Origin of the sequence: Achromobacter sp. Root170, assembly GCF_001428165.1 — a bacterium.
GTDB classification, from domain to species: domain Bacteria; phylum Pseudomonadota; class Gammaproteobacteria; order Burkholderiales; family Burkholderiaceae_B; genus Achromobacter; species Achromobacter mucicolens.
On sequence record NZ_LMHN01000020.1, the window covers coordinates 146,803 to 161,041 of the forward strand.

12 protein-coding genes are annotated in these 14,239 nt (G+C 64.9%); 5 read left to right on the plus strand and 7 right to left on the minus strand.

The annotated features are described in order from the left end of the window. Window positions 1–175: 175 nt before the first annotated feature. Both leuA and ASD87_RS25575 read right to left on the minus strand, forming a co-directional pair. A complete protein-coding gene (gene leuA, locus ASD87_RS25570) occupies window positions 176–1,885 on the minus strand; it encodes a 2-isopropylmalate synthase (RefSeq protein WP_056327749.1) in 1,710 nt (569 codons plus the stop codon). Window positions 1,886–2,403: 518 nt separating this feature from the next. Then, window positions 2,404–3,066 (minus strand): hypothetical protein, encoded by a 663-nt coding sequence (locus tag ASD87_RS25575; protein WP_056327750.1) that lies wholly within the window; start codon window positions 3,064–3,066, stop codon window positions 2,404–2,406. On the opposite strand from ASD87_RS25575, the gene rpoN reads away from it, so the two are divergent. Continuing rightward, the gene (gene rpoN / locus ASD87_RS25580) at window positions 3,065–4,510 is read left to right on the plus strand and encodes an RNA polymerase factor sigma-54 (protein ID WP_056327751.1); all 1,446 of its coding nucleotides are present in this window, start codon (window positions 3,065–3,067) and stop codon (window positions 4,508–4,510) included. The genes ASD87_RS25575 and rpoN overlap by 2 nt on opposite strands. A 121-nt stretch (window positions 4,511–4,631) precedes the next feature. Next, on the plus strand, window positions 4,632–4,910 hold the full coding sequence (locus ASD87_RS25585) for a bacterioferritin-associated ferredoxin (RefSeq protein WP_056327752.1): 279 nt from the start codon (window positions 4,632–4,634) through the stop codon (window positions 4,908–4,910). Window positions 4,911–4,939: 29 nt separating this feature from the next. Here ASD87_RS25585 and ASD87_RS25590 read toward each other — a convergent pair whose 3' ends face one another. Further along, window positions 4,940–5,803 carry a LysR substrate-binding domain-containing protein gene (locus ASD87_RS25590; RefSeq protein WP_056327753.1) on the minus strand — a complete coding sequence of 288 codons (864 nt, stop codon included), beginning with the start codon at window positions 5,801–5,803 and terminating at the stop codon, window positions 4,940–4,942. 132 nt (window positions 5,804–5,935) lie between these two features. Between ASD87_RS25590 and ASD87_RS25595 the strand changes: the two genes are divergently transcribed. Beyond that, window positions 5,936–6,847 carry a DMT family transporter gene (locus tag ASD87_RS25595; RefSeq protein ID WP_056327754.1) on the plus strand — a complete coding sequence of 304 codons (912 nt, stop codon included), beginning with the start codon at window positions 5,936–5,938 and terminating at the stop codon, window positions 6,845–6,847. Between the two features lie 392 nt (window positions 6,848–7,239). Continuing rightward, on the plus strand, window positions 7,240–7,716 hold the full coding sequence (gene bfr / locus ASD87_RS25600) for a bacterioferritin (RefSeq protein WP_056327755.1): 477 nt from the start codon (window positions 7,240–7,242) through the stop codon (window positions 7,714–7,716). Window positions 7,717–7,809: 93 nt separating this feature from the next. Here the strand turns inward: bfr and ASD87_RS25605 are convergent, their stop codons facing one another. The 4 genes from ASD87_RS25605 to ASD87_RS25620 form a co-directional block, all read right to left on the minus strand. Continuing rightward, window positions 7,810–8,484: a hypothetical protein gene (locus ASD87_RS25605; protein WP_056327756.1), complete on the minus strand. Its 675-nt coding sequence runs from the start codon at window positions 8,482–8,484 to the stop codon at window positions 7,810–7,812. 37 nt (window positions 8,485–8,521) lie between these two features. Next, on the minus strand, window positions 8,522–10,129 hold the full coding sequence (locus tag ASD87_RS25610; protein WP_056327757.1) for a peptide chain release factor 3: 1,608 nt from the start codon (window positions 10,127–10,129) through the stop codon (window positions 8,522–8,524). Between the two features lie 109 nt (window positions 10,130–10,238). Further along, a complete protein-coding gene (locus tag ASD87_RS25615; RefSeq protein WP_056327758.1) occupies window positions 10,239–10,868 on the minus strand; it encodes a LysE family translocator in 630 nt (209 codons plus the stop codon). 45 nt (window positions 10,869–10,913) lie between these two features. Beyond that, entirely contained in the window at window positions 10,914–12,449 is a 1,536-nt protein-coding gene (locus tag ASD87_RS25620) for a DEAD/DEAH box helicase (protein ID WP_056327759.1), read from the minus strand. A gap of 305 nt (window positions 12,450–12,754) precedes the next feature. Here ASD87_RS25620 and ASD87_RS25625 point away from each other — a divergent pair, with 305 nt between their 5' ends. Beyond that, window positions 12,755–14,227, plus strand: a complete 1,473-nt coding sequence (locus tag ASD87_RS25625; RefSeq protein WP_056327760.1) for a YdgA family protein — start codon at window positions 12,755–12,757, stop codon at window positions 14,225–14,227. Window positions 14,228–14,239: the final 12 nt, after the last annotated feature.

The window sequence follows — 14,239 nt, forward strand, 5'->3', positions numbered from 1 at the left end:
AGGGTGTCAGACACCGCGCTACACCGAAGCCGGCCTCCCAAGGGTGTCAGACACCTTGCCACACCGTGCTTCACCTTGCCCTTCAAAGACGAATCACACGCAATGAAAAAGCCCGCCGGATAAGGCGGGCTTCATTTTGTGCCCCGTTGTCGGGGGCTTCAGGCCTGGTCGTGGATCACACGGTTTCGGCGGTTTCCTGTTCGGCGGTGACGGCGCCCGAATTGATGTGGCGGTTCACGGCGCTCAGCACGGCCTGGAACGACGCCGTCACGATGTCGCGGTCGATGCCCACGCCAAAGCCCGTGGCGGATTCGCCGACGCGCAGTTCGACGTAGGACGCGGCGCGCGTGCCGGTGCCGGTGCCGATGGCGTGCTCGTGGTAGTCCATGATGCGAACCGGCACGTCCAGCGCGGCCACGAAGGCGGAAATCGCGCCGTCGCCCTTGCCGCGCACCACACGGCGTTCGCCGTTGAATTCAAGTTCGGCTTCGATGCTGAAGTGCTGGCCTTCGCCGGCCGACGGATCGCCGTCGATGCGATGGCGGATCAGCTTCCACGGTGCCTTTTGCTCAAGGTATTCGCGGTTGAAGATCGTGTGCACGTCGTCGGCGGTGACTTCGCGGCCGGTCTCGTCCGTGACGCGCTGGATGGCGCGGCTGAATTCGATCTGCAGGCGGCGCGGCAACACCAGGCCATGTTCCTGCTCGAGCAGGTACGACACACCGCCCTTGCCCGACTGGCTGTTCACGCGGATCACGGCGTCGTAGCTGCGGCCGAGGTCGGCGGGGTCGATCGGCAAGTAAGGCACTTCCCAGACCGCGTCCGGCTTCTGCAATGCAAAGCCCTTCTTGATGGCGTCCTGGTGCGAGCCCGAGAATGCGGTAAAGACGAGGTCGCCCGCGTACGGATGGCGCGGATGGACGGGCAACTGGTTGCAGTATTCGGCGCAGCGGCGCACTTCGTCGATGTCCGAGAAGTCCAGGCCGGGATGCACGCCTTGCGTGTAGAGGTTCAGGGCCAGCGTAACGAGGTCGACGTTGCCGGTGCGCTCGCCGCTGCCAAAGAGGCAACCCTCGATGCGGTCGGCGCCAGCCATCACCGCGAATTCGGCGGCGGCAACAGCGGTGCCGCGGTCATTGTGCGGGTGGACGCTGAGCACGATGCTGTCGCGGCGGGCCAGGTTCTTGTGCATCCACTCGATCTGGTCGGCGTACAGGTTGGGCGTGGTGGCTTCGATCGTGGCGGGCAGGTTCAGCACCATCTTGGCGTCGGGCGTGGGCTGCCAGACGTCGGCCACGGCGTTGGACACTTCCAGCGCGAATTCGGGTTCGGTCGTGCTGAAAACCTCGGGCGAGTATTCGTAGCCCCACTTCGTTTCGGGGCGTTGCGATGTGTACTGCTTGATGAGGCGCGTGCCGGTCGTGGCGATGTTCTTGATCTCGTCCTTGGACATGTTGAACACCACCTTGCGGAAGGCGGGCGCGCAGGCGTTGTACATGTGGACGATGGCCTGCTTGGCGCCGGCGGCGGCTTCCACGGTGCGGCTGATCAGGTCTTCGCGCGACTGGGTCAGCACGATGATGGTCACGTCGTCGGGAATGCGCTTTTCATCGATGAGCTTGCGCACGAAATCGAAGTCGGTCTGCGACGCGGACGGAAAGCCCACTTCGATTTCCTTGAAGCCGATCTTCACGAGCTGCTCGAAGAAGCGGACCTTGCGTTCCACGCTCATCGGCTCGATCAGCGCCTGATTGCCGTCGCGCAGGTCCGTGCTCATCCAGATCGGCGCCTTGGTGATGCGGCGGCTGGGCCAGGTGCGTTCGGAAAAATCGCGGGCAAAGGGCGCGAAGGGGACGTATTTGGTGGCGGGGTTGGCAAGCATCATCACTACACCTCGATCGGTTTCTTGTGAATCCCGGCGCGCTTGGCGCTCGACGGCATCGCGACCGGATGACGGTCTTGTGCCAGGGTTTGCCGTGGTGGACGGCAGGATTCAGAGATAAAAGGGGAAAATCGCGTGTGGCAAGCGTGGCTGCCGAGCTACCACGGGGACACTAGGCCCGGCAACCGATCGGTAGCAATAGCGATAGCGCGATGAAGGAGGTACGAGCGCGCAGGCCGGCGACCGGAGCGGCGGAGCGTCCGGTGGCAATCGCGAAGGGGGTGCGGTGAGCGGCCATAGGGTGCTAGTCAAACACACTTTTTCGGGAAGCGCAAACGGAAAAAGCGAGGGACGGATCGCGTTGCGGGCGTTTGCGCGGGATCGCAGGCAGCTCGGTAAGGGCGCTTGATCCGGGAGCTTGTGGCTGTTTTATCGGTCGATCGCGGACGTTGGCGGGGATTGGCGGCGCAAACAGCAAGGCCGCCTTGCGGCGGCCTCGTGTCGGATTTGGATAAGTGAAATTAACGGGCAGGGCCGATGCGAGGTTCGACGTAACGATCGCCACGCGGTTCGCGCGGACCGTCAACCCGGGGATCAACGCGGCGGTCGTCACTGCGTCGGCCGTCATCCCGAGGATCGCGGGTCGGCCGGTTGGCGCCGCCTTCAAGAATCCGGGCCTGGTCGGCCACCATGTCGATCTTGCCGACGCGGTTGTGGCGCAGCTCGTACAGGGAGCGGCGCAGGTCGCCGACGGTGAAGGGTTCCTGGCGGTCGCCCCACGTCCAGCGCAGCACGCCCAGCGATTCCTCGGACAGGTTTGGCGCCAGTTCGGCCAGCGTATCCGTGCCGACGGGCGTTGCGGCGCCGGAAGCCAGGCTGGCGTAGAACCACGCGCGCACCGAGAAGAAGACGATCAGCGTCCAGATGCCGGCAACCACCCACCAGAGATAGGGGTTAATCCGCTGCGCCATGTCCATGGTCGGCTGGCCCAGCGTGTGCAGAAAGTCATAGTTCATGCGCTTGCCGAAATCCAGTATCCACGTGGCAACGAGATACCAGACAACCAGGGCGACGGCGATGACGATCGCGCGCAGAACGAGTCGGGGAAGCGCCAGTTTGAGCAGGGTCTGACCGATCAATCGGCAGTCCTGGCGAACGCTTGCGGGCGAAGTCAGATTCATCATGCAAAATATTGTACCTATGACCCGTCCAATTTTAGAACTGCGGCCTGGCCAGCACCTGACGCTGACCCCCCAACTTCAGCAATCGATCCGATTGTTGCAGTTGTCCACGCTCGACCTTGAAGCGGAAATCTCGCAAGTGCTGGCCGAGAATCCCCTGCTGGATCGCGAGGACGAGCCGGCGACGGCGGAGGATCGGGCCGAATCCGAGCGCGAATCTTCGGTTCAGGACGACGAACCGGCGGCCGAGCGCGAGACCGCCATCGACGAGATGCCTGGCTCGGGCGGGGTGTATCCCGACGACGACGCCAGCCTGCCCGAGGCGGCGCGGCCGGACACGCTGCGCGAACATCTGCTGGGTCAGCTTGCCCTGACGCGCGCCGCGCCGCGCGATGCCGCGCTGGCGTCCCTGCTGATCGACGAACTGGACGAAAACGGCTACCTGGGTTCGCCGCTGGATGAAATCCTGGGTTGGCTCCCTGCCGAAATGGAGCCCGACATGGACGAGCTGCGCGCCGCCCTGTCGCTTCTGCAATCGTTCGACCCGGTGGGCATCGGCGCGCGCGACATGGCCGAGTGCCTGCAACTGCAGCTGCGCAATCCCGACCTCACCTTGCTGCCGGAGGCGGCTGACCCCGTCGTGCTGGCCTGTGCGCGCCGGATCTGCGCCGAGCACCTGCCGCTGTTGGCAACCGGCAACGCCGCGCGCCTGTGCGCGGCGGTCGGCTGCGACGAGACCACGTTCCGCGCGGCGCATTCGCTGATCCTGCGCCTGGAACCCCGGCCGGGCCGGGCCTGGACCGTGCCGGCGGCCGAGTACGCAGTGCCGGACGTCATCGTCCGCAAGACGCGACGTGGCTGGCAGGCCACGCTGAATAGCGCTGCGGTGCCGCGGCTGCAGATCAATGGGCTGTACGCCCAGATGCTGGGCAACCAGAAGGAATCTGCCCACGCCGGCTTGCAGGCCCAGCTGCAGCAGGCCAAATGGATGATCCGCAATGTGGAGCAGCGCTTTGACACCATCCTGCGCGTGTCGCAGGCCATTGTCGAGCGTCAGACGGCTTTCTTCAGCCAGGGGCCGGCGGCGATGCGACCGCTCATCCTGAAGGACATCGCCGGCGAGCTTGGTTTGCATGAATCGACCATTTCGCGGGCCACAACACAGAAGTACATGCTCACTCCATTCGGCACGCTGGAGCTCAAGCGCTTCTTTGGAACGGGCGTGTCGACAGAGGGCGGCGACGCCACGTCGGCCACCGCGGTGCAGACCTACATCCGCCAGATGGTGGCCGACGAGAACCGCGCCAAACCGTTGTCGGATAGCCAGATCATGCAAAAACTGGCCGATCAGGGGATAGTGATTGCGCGCCGGACGGTGGCAAAGTACCGCGAAGCGCTGCGGATTGCCCCCGCCGCGCTGCGCAAGGCGCAAGCCTCCGCACGCTGAAATAAGGGACGCGCTTCGGCAAATTCGTCCCTGTTTTCAACGGCTTGCGTGACAGTTCGGTTGCAAATTTATTTGCGCGAAGGGCTTGTCAGGGCGTGAATATTTTTCGATAATCATTCGCATGTACATTTGCGTATGTAATGCCATCACCGAACGCCAAGTCCGCGCCAGCGTGGACGCTGGCGCGACGACGCTTTCCGACCTGCAGTTCGAGCTGGGCGTAGCCACGTGCTGCGGCTGCTGCGCGGCAACCGCCGCCGAATACCTGCCGGGCGGCCGCTGCTCCAGCGTGTGCGACGTGCGCTCCATCGCGGTTCCGGTCAATGCTCCCGCCCTTGTCGAATCGGACACGCCGGCTGCCAACAGCAGCTTCCCGATTCCGCTGGTCGCCATCGCCTGAGCATTGGTGTCCTTACCGGCTCGCTGCCTTCATGCGGCGAGCCGCGTCATTTCCTTCTCGCAAAAATCCCTGATATCCATCGCCAGCTGACGCGCGGGTTCACGTGCGGGGCCGGCCACGCATAACGCCAGTTCCGAAGGCGGTACCGCGGGCAGGCCCACGTCCAGGATCCGGTGGCCGGCGCCGATGCAGCGGCGTTCCAGCAGCGCAATGCCCAGGCCGCCGGCCAGAGCGGCCTGCACCCCCGACAGGTTCGGGCTTTCATAGGCGATGCGCCAACGCCGCCCGGCCGATTCCAGCGCGTGGATCGCACGGTTGCGGTAGATGCAGCCCTGCGGAAAGGCGACCAGGGGCACCGGCGCCTCCGCGCCCAGGGCAAGCTGCACCGAATCGCTACCGATCCAGTGCAGCCGTTCCGGCCATGCCGCCAACGCCGCGCCCGCACCGGGCTCCCGCTTGAGCAACGCCACGTCCAGATCCCCGCGCTCCAGGCTGCGGGTCAGGACGGCGGTCAGATCGCAACGCACCGACAACTGCACCCCCGGCCGTGTCCGCGCGAACTGGGCGACGACAGCCGTCAACGCGTCAACCGCAAAATCATCCGGAATACCCAGGCGGATCACGTCCACGCGCTTGCGGCCGCTGACGGCTTCGCGGACCTCAGTGGATAACGCCAGCATTCGGCGCGCGTAACCCAACAGGCGTTCGCCTTCCTCGGTTAGCTGAACCTGGCGGCCCTCGCGCAGAAACAGCGGGCATCCAAGCGAGTCTTCAAGCTTGCGGATCTGCTGGCTGACGGTGGACTGGCTGCGGTGCACGCGTTCGCCGGCGGCTGTGAAGCCGCCGGCATCCACCACCGACACAAAGCTGTGCAACAGATCGAGATCGAGCATGGGGCACCCCGGGCCATTTGATTTTCAAATACTTTCGATCCGAATAAAGGGTTTGTCAATGGATGGGGCCGCGAGGAGAATGCCTGCATCCCGCCGCCGCCGCGGCCGCAGTCCCACATTGCCGGACCCGCCATGAAGGCTCTCTCCACCCCTGCTTGCGCCTTGCCCGCGAACGACCGCCCTGGCATCAGCCTGGCGCCGATCGCCGCGTTCTGCTTTCTGTGGAGTTCGGCCTTTGCCGCCGCGAAGATCGCGGTGCGCGATTGTCCGCCGCTCACGCTGCTGACGATCCGATTCCTGATTGCGGGCGCGCTGATGCTGGGACTGGCGGCGGCCAGCGGTCGCTGGAAGCTGCCTTCCGGCCGCGACCTGGCGGCGCTGGTGCTGCTGGGGGTGCTCAACAACGCGCTGTATCTGGGCCTGAGCTGGTCGGGGATGACCACGGTGTCGTCCGCGTTCACGGCGGTGCTCATCAGCACGAATCCGCTGCTCATCGGCGTGCTGGCCGGGCCGATGCTGGGCGAGCGGCTGAGCTGGCGCAAAATGCTCGGGCTGTGCCTGGGCCTGGCGGGCGTCGCCCTGGTGTTGCGGTCGCGTTTGACCGGCATGCAGGAAGACCTGCACGGAACGCTGCTCGTCACGGGTGGCCTGGTGGCGCTGGTGGCCGGCACGCTGCTCTACAAGCGGCTCAAGCCCACTTCCGGCCTGTGGACGTCGACCGGCATTCAGTCGCTGGCCGGCGCCGCGGCGCTGCTGCCATTTGCGCTGGCCACCGAGAGCCTGGGCGATGCGCGCCTGACCACGAGCCTGATCTGGAGCATGGCCTACATGATCGTGGCGGTGTCGATGGGCGGCTATTACCTGTGGTTCATGATCCTGGGCCGCGCCAGCGCCACGTCGGCGAGCGCGCTGCATTTCCTGATGCCGCCATTGGGCCTGCTCTTTGGATGGGTAGTGCTGCGCGAGCCCGTTTCGTGGCTGGACCTGCTGGGCATCGTTCCCATCGCGTTCGGCATCTGGCTCGCGACGCGGCGCACCGCATAAGTTGAGAGCGGCCAATATTGAGGGCGGTCAATACGACCAGCTGCGGTTGCTGATATGCAACGAGCGCGCGCATTGCGCTGGCAGGGCAGGATCGGGCACCATCAATGCGCATCCGGCACACAAAGCCCGGCATGTGCGCGTCCGATTCGGCGTGACGCGCATCGCAAAGCCGCGCCAATCCGTCCCCGAGCGTGCAAGGCCTCACGAACGCATACTCATTCTCATTAGCCTGTCGCTTTCTTGTTGCGCTCCTAAAGCCGTTTACCAAATGCAGCGCAAGGCTAGGCGCGGCCCTGCGCCGAATGGTAGTCTGCACGGGTTGCGTACGCGCGGCATCGTGCGCTCCTTTGTCGCGATGCGCTCGCGTCGCGCCTGACTGCAAGGAGTCCATCATGAAAGGCGACAAAACCGTCATCCAGTTTCTCAACAAGCAACTGACCAATGAGCTGACGGCCATCAACCAATACTTCCTGCATGCCCGCATGCTGAACCATTGGGGCTTCGACAAGCTGGGCAAGCACGAGTACGAGGAATCGATCGGCGAAATGAAGCATGCCGATCGTCTGATCGCCCGCATCTTCATGCTGGACGGCCTGCCCAATCTGCAAGACCTGCACAAGCTGCTGATCGGTGAAGACGTGCCGGAACTGCTGGCCTGTGACCTGAAGCTCGAGACGGCTGCCCAGGCAACCGTCAAGGAAGCCATTGCGTATTGCGAATCGGTGCGGGACTACGTGTCGCGCGATCTGTTCCAGGACATTCTGGACGACACCGAAGAGCACATCGACTACCTGGAAACCCAGATCGACCTGATCGACAAGGTCGGTATCCAGAACTACCTGCAAAGCCAGATGTCCGTGCCCGAATAAGGCACTTGGCTGCAAAAGAAATGGCGCCCCGCGGGGCGCCATTTTTTATGCTGGAAAGCTGTACAGGCAGGCTGATATGTCGCTGCAGAGACCTTACTGCGGACGGGCCGGGCATTCGGCCATCGTGCCCCAGGCGCGGTTCGGCGCGCAGTACTTGTTGCGCGCGTTCCAGGAACACGAGGGACGCTCGAAGAAGCCTTGCGTGGCGCATTGGGCCAGTTCGCGCCGCAGCGCATCCTGCCAGCCCTGGGCGCCGGGTGCCGGCGCCGTGTTGGGCGGCGGCGGGGGCGCCTGCACCATTTGCGGCGTGCCGTAGCTGCCGCCGGCGGCCACGCCGCCATTGATGGCGGTCGACGTGCCGGGAACCAGCAGGTCCATGGTGCTGACGTCCGACGTGCCCGAGGGCAGCGGCACGTGCGACGAGGCAGCGATTTCGCGCGCCTGTTCGGGGCTGATGCGTTCGCGCGAGATCTGGACAGCGGGGTCGCTGACCGTGTCGAACAGCGACACGGTATTGACCTGCCATTCGCGGTCGGCCGGCTTGTCGGGCACGCCCAGCGTGCCATCGATGCGCGGTTGCGGCGGCTGCGCCACGTACGGACGGCCATTGGCGTCCAGCACGGGCTGCTGGGACGCGGCGGCGTCCTGCCCAGGAGCGGGCGCGGCCGCGGGCGCGTGCGCCACCAGCCAGTCACCCAGTTGAATACCGCCCCAAGCCGACGCGCCGAGCGCGATCAGGAGCGTTGCGATCAAAAAACGCCAAGACATTGCTACCCTCAATCTGCCGTGCGGAACCCGAACGGGTCTACGCTTTGTCTCCGAAAACCTTGCCGCCGTGCTCCCGCATGGCATGGAATTTCACATCGGGATACAGTTCCTCGGCGACGCGCAACTGCGCGGGAGAACCGATCAAAAACGCCGCAGCATCGACCACATCATAGGCGATATGGGCGGCATTGGCATCCATGAACTTGCGCAGCGCCTTGGGGTTTTCAGACGTAATCCAACGTGCCATTGTGTAGCGCGACGGCAGCATCCGGGCATCGACGCCATACTCGGTCTTCAGGCGGTGCGCGACCACTTCGAACTGCAGTTGGCCGACCGCGCCCAAGAGCAGCGAGCCGCCGGCGACATCGGGACGGAAGACCTGAATGGCGCCTTCCTCGCCCAATTGGGTGAGGCCGGTGCGCAGCTGCTTCGTGCGCAGCGGGTCTTTCACTTCGACCGCCTGGAACAGTTCCGGCGCAAAGAACGGCAGCCCGGTGAACTGCAGGGTCTCGCCTTCGGTCAGCACGTCGCCCAGTTGCAGCACGCCGTGGTTGGGGATGCCGATGACGTCGCCGGCATAGGCCTCGTCCAGGAGTTCGCGGCGCTGCGACAGGAACGACACCACGTTGTTCGGGCGCATTTCCTTGTTGGTGCGCGCCACTTTCAGGCGCATGCCGCGTTCAAAGCGGCCGGAGCTCACGCGCACGAATGCAACGCGGTCGCGGTGCGCCGGGTCCATGTTGGCCTGCACCTTGAAGACGACGCCGGTGAACTTGGGTTCTTCGGGCTGCACTTCGCGTTGCAGGGCCGTGCGCGGGCCCGGGGGCGGCGCCTGGTCGACCAGGGCGTCCAGCACTTCCTGCACGCCGAAGTTGTTGATGGCGGAACCGAAGAACACGGGCGTCTGCTTGCCGGCCAGGAACTGGTCGCGGTCGAACGCCGGCGCTGCTTCGTTGATGAGTTCGATCTCGCCGCTGGCCTGATCGAACGCGCCGCCAAAGCGCTTGGCGATCTCGGGGTTGGTCAGGCCTTCGATGAAGTCGTCGTTGTCGGAGCGGCGCTCCTGGCCAGGACGGAACACGCGCATGCGGTCGCGGCGGATGTCGAACACCCCGCCGAACGACTTACCCATGCCCACCGGCCAAGAGAACGGCACGGCGTCCATGCCCAGGTGCCCTTCGATTTCCGACAGCAGTTCCAGTGGCTCGCGCACTTCGCGGTCCATCTTGTTGATGAACGTGATGATCGGCGTGTTGCGCGCCCGGCAGACCTGCAGGAGGCGGATGGTCTGCGGCTCGACGCCGTTGGCTGCGTCGATCACCATCAGCGCGGCGTCCACCGCCGTCAGCACGCGGTACGTGTCTTCGGAGAAGTCCTGGTGGCCCGGGGTGTCGAGCAGGTTGATGACGCAGTCGCGGTATTCCATCTGCATCACCGAGGACGCCACGGAAATGCCGCGCTGCTTTTCGATTTCCATCCAGTCGGACGAGGCATGGCGCGACGCCTTGCGCGCCTTGACGCTGCCGGCGATCTGGATCGCGCCTGCGAACAGCAGCAGCTTTTCCGTCAGCGTGGTCTTGCCCGCGTCAGGGTGGGAAATGATGGCGAACGTACGGCGCCGTGCGACTTCGTTGGAAATGCTCATATCGGAGGTTTCTGCTTGGCGCCGTCAATCAGGCCGGCGCGGTCCGGTGTCGTGCACGAAAACATGTGGGGCACGCGCCGTTGCCGGCACGTGCCCCACGCTTTTTGATTCAGTTGTGGCGGCGGAAGGTCGCCAGGAACACGCCCGCCAGGATAAACAGCGACCCGAAGGTCCGGTTCATCCAGCGGATGTGCTTGGCATCGCGCAAGAGGCGCAACACGCGCGCCGCCAGCAGCGTATACACGCCCATCGCCACCAGGTCGGTGAACGCCAGCGTTGCCGCAAGCGCCGCGTACTGCGGCGTCAAGGAGAGCGCGGGGTCCACGAATTGCGGCACCACGGCCAACAGGAACACGGTGCCCTTGGGGTTCATGGTGTTGATCAGGAAACCGCGCATCACCAGATCGCGGATGGACGCCTTGCGGGGATCGCCCGCGTCCACCGCAACGGGTGCGGCATCTGTGCGGATCTGGCGCACCCCGAGGTAGATCAGGTAGGCCACCCCCAGATACTTGACGACGTTGAACGCCATTTCCGAGGTGGCCAGCACGGCGCCCAGGCCCACGGCCACCACGACGAACTGGAACAGGATGCCCAGGATCAGGCCTGCCGTGTTCCAGTAGCCGCGCGCAAAGCCGTATTTCAGGCCTGACGACATGGCCGAGATCGCGCCGGCGCCCGGTGAGAACGAAATGGCCCAGGAGGCCAGGAAGAACGTCAACCAGGTGGATAAAGGCATGATGGCGCGGGTCCGTGGGTCGCAGTGTCGGGGTTGCCAGTGATATTACTTGCTCAGCAGCGCGGCGCGGGGCGTACCGCCCGGACGGCCTTGACCCGAGCGTCCTTCGGCCGGGCGGCCGGCGGGCGCATTGCCTGCCGGGCGCGACGAACCTTCAGGACGGCGGTTCTGCTGCGGACGGCCCTCGGCGCGGCCGGCGTGAGCCGGACGGTCGGCGGGCTTGCCCTCGCGCGAACCGGCATTGCCACGGCCTTCACCGGCGCGGGCCGGCGCGGGCGCGCGGCCGCCTGCCGCCGCGCGCGGCTGGCCCTGGGCGGGACGCGAGCGGCCCGAGCCGCCGTTACCGCCACGGCCGCCATTGCGATGGCCGCCGCGCATGTTGCGCGTGTCTTCGTCACGCTCCTGGCGCTCGAACGACGCTGCGCTGGTGGCCGGCGGCGTCCAGCCTTCCACCGGCTTGCGCTCGATGGTCTTCTTGATCAGGCGCTCGATGTCCTTGAGCAGCTTGATCTCGCTGTTGTCGACCAGCGAGACCGCGGCGCCGGTGGCGCCCGCGCGGCCCGTGCGGCCGATGCGGTGGACGTAGTCTTCCGGCACGTTGGGCAGCTCGAAGTTCACGACCTGGGGCAGCTGGTCGATGTCCAGGCCACGGGCTGCGATGTCGGTGGCGACCAGCACGGTCACGGTGCTGTCCTTGAAGCCGGCCAGCGCGCGCGTGCGGGCCGATTGGCTCTTGTTGCCGTGGATGGCCGCGGCGGTCAGGCCGTCCTTGACGAGCTTTTCGGCCAGGCGGTTGGCGCCGTGCTTGGTGCGCGTGAAGACCAGCACCTGGTGCCAGCCGCTTTCACGGATGATGTGGCTGATCAGGTCGCGCTTGTGGTGCTGCTCGACCATGTGCACGGTCTGCGTGACGAGTTCGGTGGCGGTGTTGCGCGGGGTGACCGAGACTTCGCCCGGATTGTTCAGCACGCCGCGCGCCAGGGTGCGGATCTCGTCGGAGAACGTGGCCGAGAAGAGCAGGTTCTGGCGCTGCTTGGGCAGCAGGGCGAGAATCTTGCGGATGTCGCGGATGAAGCCCATGTCCAGCATGCGGTCGGCTTCGTCCAGCACCAGGATTTCCACGCCCGACAGGTCCACCGTCTTCTGGCCGCAGTGGTCCAAGAGGCGGCCCGGGGTGGCGACCAGGATGTCCAGCGGCTTGCGCAGCGCGGAGATCTGGGGGTTGATATTGACGCCGCCGAACATCACCATGGACGTCAGCGAGGTGTACTTGCCATAGGTCTGCACCGATTCGGCCACCTGCGCGGTCAGTTCACGCGTCGGGGTCAGGATCAGGCAACGGGGGCGGCCGGGCTTGCGAGCCTCGGGCTTTTTCTGCGACAACAGGTGCAGGATCGGCAGCGTGAAACCGGCGGTCTTGCCGGTGCCGGTCTGGGCGGCTGCAAGCAGGTCGCCGCCTTTCAGCACTTGGGGAATGGCCTGGGCTTGAATGGGCGTGGGCGCGGTGTAGCCGGTATCGGCAATGGCGCGCAACAGCGAATCAGCCAGCCCGAGGTCGGCGAAAGGGGAAGTGGTAGTCAAAACAGCTCCAGCGGCAGCCTGTCGCTCTATTTGAGAGACTCCAATCCAGGCGGTCGGTATAAGGAGAAAAGGGAAGCGCCCATCAGGGGCGAAGCTTGGCAGCGAAGGGCCTAGCGGACGTGCGCAGATTGGCTTGGCGCACGAAGCGGATTGTAGCTGATGTGGCGGCGCAGCAAGTGGTCAAAAGGTCCCTATAGAATCAAACAGCAATATTTTGTATTAACTTCGAACAAAATAAGTGTTTTCCCTAGTCGGCCCTCCCTATAATCCGTCGGCTTTCATCTATTCAAAATAAAAGGGATGCAATGAAGAAATCGGCAATAGTTGGCATCGTCGTCGCGCTGGGCGCGGTCTGGACCGGCACGGCCTGGTACACGGGCCAAAAGGCCGAGGAATTCGTCAAGCAGGCCATCGAGGACTCGAACGTCGAGCTCAAGAAGGTCGCCGACAAATGGGGCATCAACGCCGTCGCCGAACTGGTCTCGTTCGACCGCGGCGTCTTCACCTCGGTGTCGCGCTACCGCATCAAGTTCACCACGCCCGCCGCTGACGGCAAGCCCGCGCAAGAGCGCGACGTGGTGTTCGTCGAACACCTGAGCCACGGTCCCCTGCCGTTCTCCAACCTGAAGTCGGGCAAGTTCATGCCGGCCATGGTGGCCAGCGATTTCGCGCTGGAAGAGACGGACACGGTCAAGGACTGGTTCGCCGCCGCCAAGGGCGCCGTGCCGCTCTCGGGCCACTACAGCGTCAGCTACGGCAAGGACATTTCCGGCAAGTTCAACATGGCGCCGGTCGAAGTCGCCAAGGACGCCACCAAGCTCGTCTTCTCGGGCATGAAGGGCGACTTTGAATACGCCACCTCCACCAAGCGCGGCGTCTTCGACGTGGCTGCCGACAGCCTGGAGCTCTCGGGCCCGTCCGAAAACAGCGACATCACCGCCATGGCGGTCAAGGGCATCAGCCTGACCAGCGACCTGAAGCCGGCCGCCAACGAGATGTACGTCGGCAGCCAGAAGCTGACGTTCAAGGACTGGACGATCACGTCCCGCGAAAAGCCGCCCGTCCAGTTCAAGGACACGTCCATCGCCGTGGACATGACCGAGAACGGCCCGGCCATGGGCGCCAAGATGGCCGTGGACTTCGGCATGATCAACGTGCAGGCCAAGGACGTGGCCGGCATGAAGCTGGTCGTCGACGCGCAGAACCTGGACTCCAAGGCCCTGAAGTCGCTGAACGACGTCTATGAAGCCGCCTCGCGCCGCATGCTGCAAAGCCAGGGCGAAGAGCAGACGCCGCAGTTCACGGAAGAAGAAAAGGCCGTGCTCAAGACCAACTTCGAGCAGCTCTTGGCCGGCAACCCGACGCTGGCCGTGTCCCCGCTGGAAGTGCGCACCGCCAACGGCACGTCGACCTTCAACCTGAACCTGGCGCTGGTCAAGCCGGCCGCGCTGGAAGGTGAGGCCTCCGACATGGCGTTGCAGGCCCTGAAGAAGCTGGATGCCAAACTGGTGCTGTCCAAGGGCAACTTGGCGGACCTGATGGCCATCGAACCGCAAATGCGCGGCGTGGCCCCCGAGCAGGCCGCGCAGACCGCCAAGGGCCAGGTGGAAATGGTCGGCACCATGGCCACCGCGATGGGTCTGGGCAAGGTCGAGAACAACAACATCGTCACCTACCTGACTTACGCCGACGGCCAGGTGGACTTCAACGGCAAGAAGATGCCGCTGCAGCAGTTCCTGATGATGGCAATGGGCGGCGTGATGGGCGGCATGCGCTAAGCTGCCGCAAAA

Excerpts from the sequence above, each read along its gene's own strand:
- leuA (WP_056327749.1), bottom strand. The coding sequence starts at position 1,885 with ATGATGCTTGCCAACCCCGCCACCAAATACGTCCCCTTCGCGCCCTTT.
- rpoN (WP_056327751.1), top strand. The coding sequence starts at position 3,065 with ATGCAAAATATTGTACCTATGACCCGTCCAATTTTAGAACTGCGGCCT.
- ASD87_RS25575 (WP_056327750.1), bottom strand. The coding sequence starts at position 3,066 with ATGATGAATCTGACTTCGCCCGCAAGCGTTCGCCAGGACTGCCGATTG.
- ASD87_RS25585 (WP_056327752.1), top strand. The coding sequence starts at position 4,632 with ATGTACATTTGCGTATGTAATGCCATCACCGAACGCCAAGTCCGCGCC.
- ASD87_RS25590 (WP_056327753.1), bottom strand. The coding sequence starts at position 5,803 with ATGCTCGATCTCGATCTGTTGCACAGCTTTGTGTCGGTGGTGGATGCC.
- ASD87_RS25595 (WP_056327754.1), top strand. The coding sequence starts at position 5,936 with ATGAAGGCTCTCTCCACCCCTGCTTGCGCCTTGCCCGCGAACGACCGC.
- bfr (WP_056327755.1), top strand. The coding sequence starts at position 7,240 with ATGAAAGGCGACAAAACCGTCATCCAGTTTCTCAACAAGCAACTGACC.
- ASD87_RS25605 (WP_056327756.1), bottom strand. The coding sequence starts at position 8,484 with ATGTCTTGGCGTTTTTTGATCGCAACGCTCCTGATCGCGCTCGGCGCG.
- ASD87_RS25610 (WP_056327757.1), bottom strand. The coding sequence starts at position 10,129 with ATGAGCATTTCCAACGAAGTCGCACGGCGCCGTACGTTCGCCATCATT.
- ASD87_RS25615 (WP_056327758.1), bottom strand. The coding sequence starts at position 10,868 with ATGCCTTTATCCACCTGGTTGACGTTCTTCCTGGCCTCCTGGGCCATT.
- ASD87_RS25625 (WP_056327760.1), top strand. The coding sequence starts at position 12,755 with ATGAAGAAATCGGCAATAGTTGGCATCGTCGTCGCGCTGGGCGCGGTC.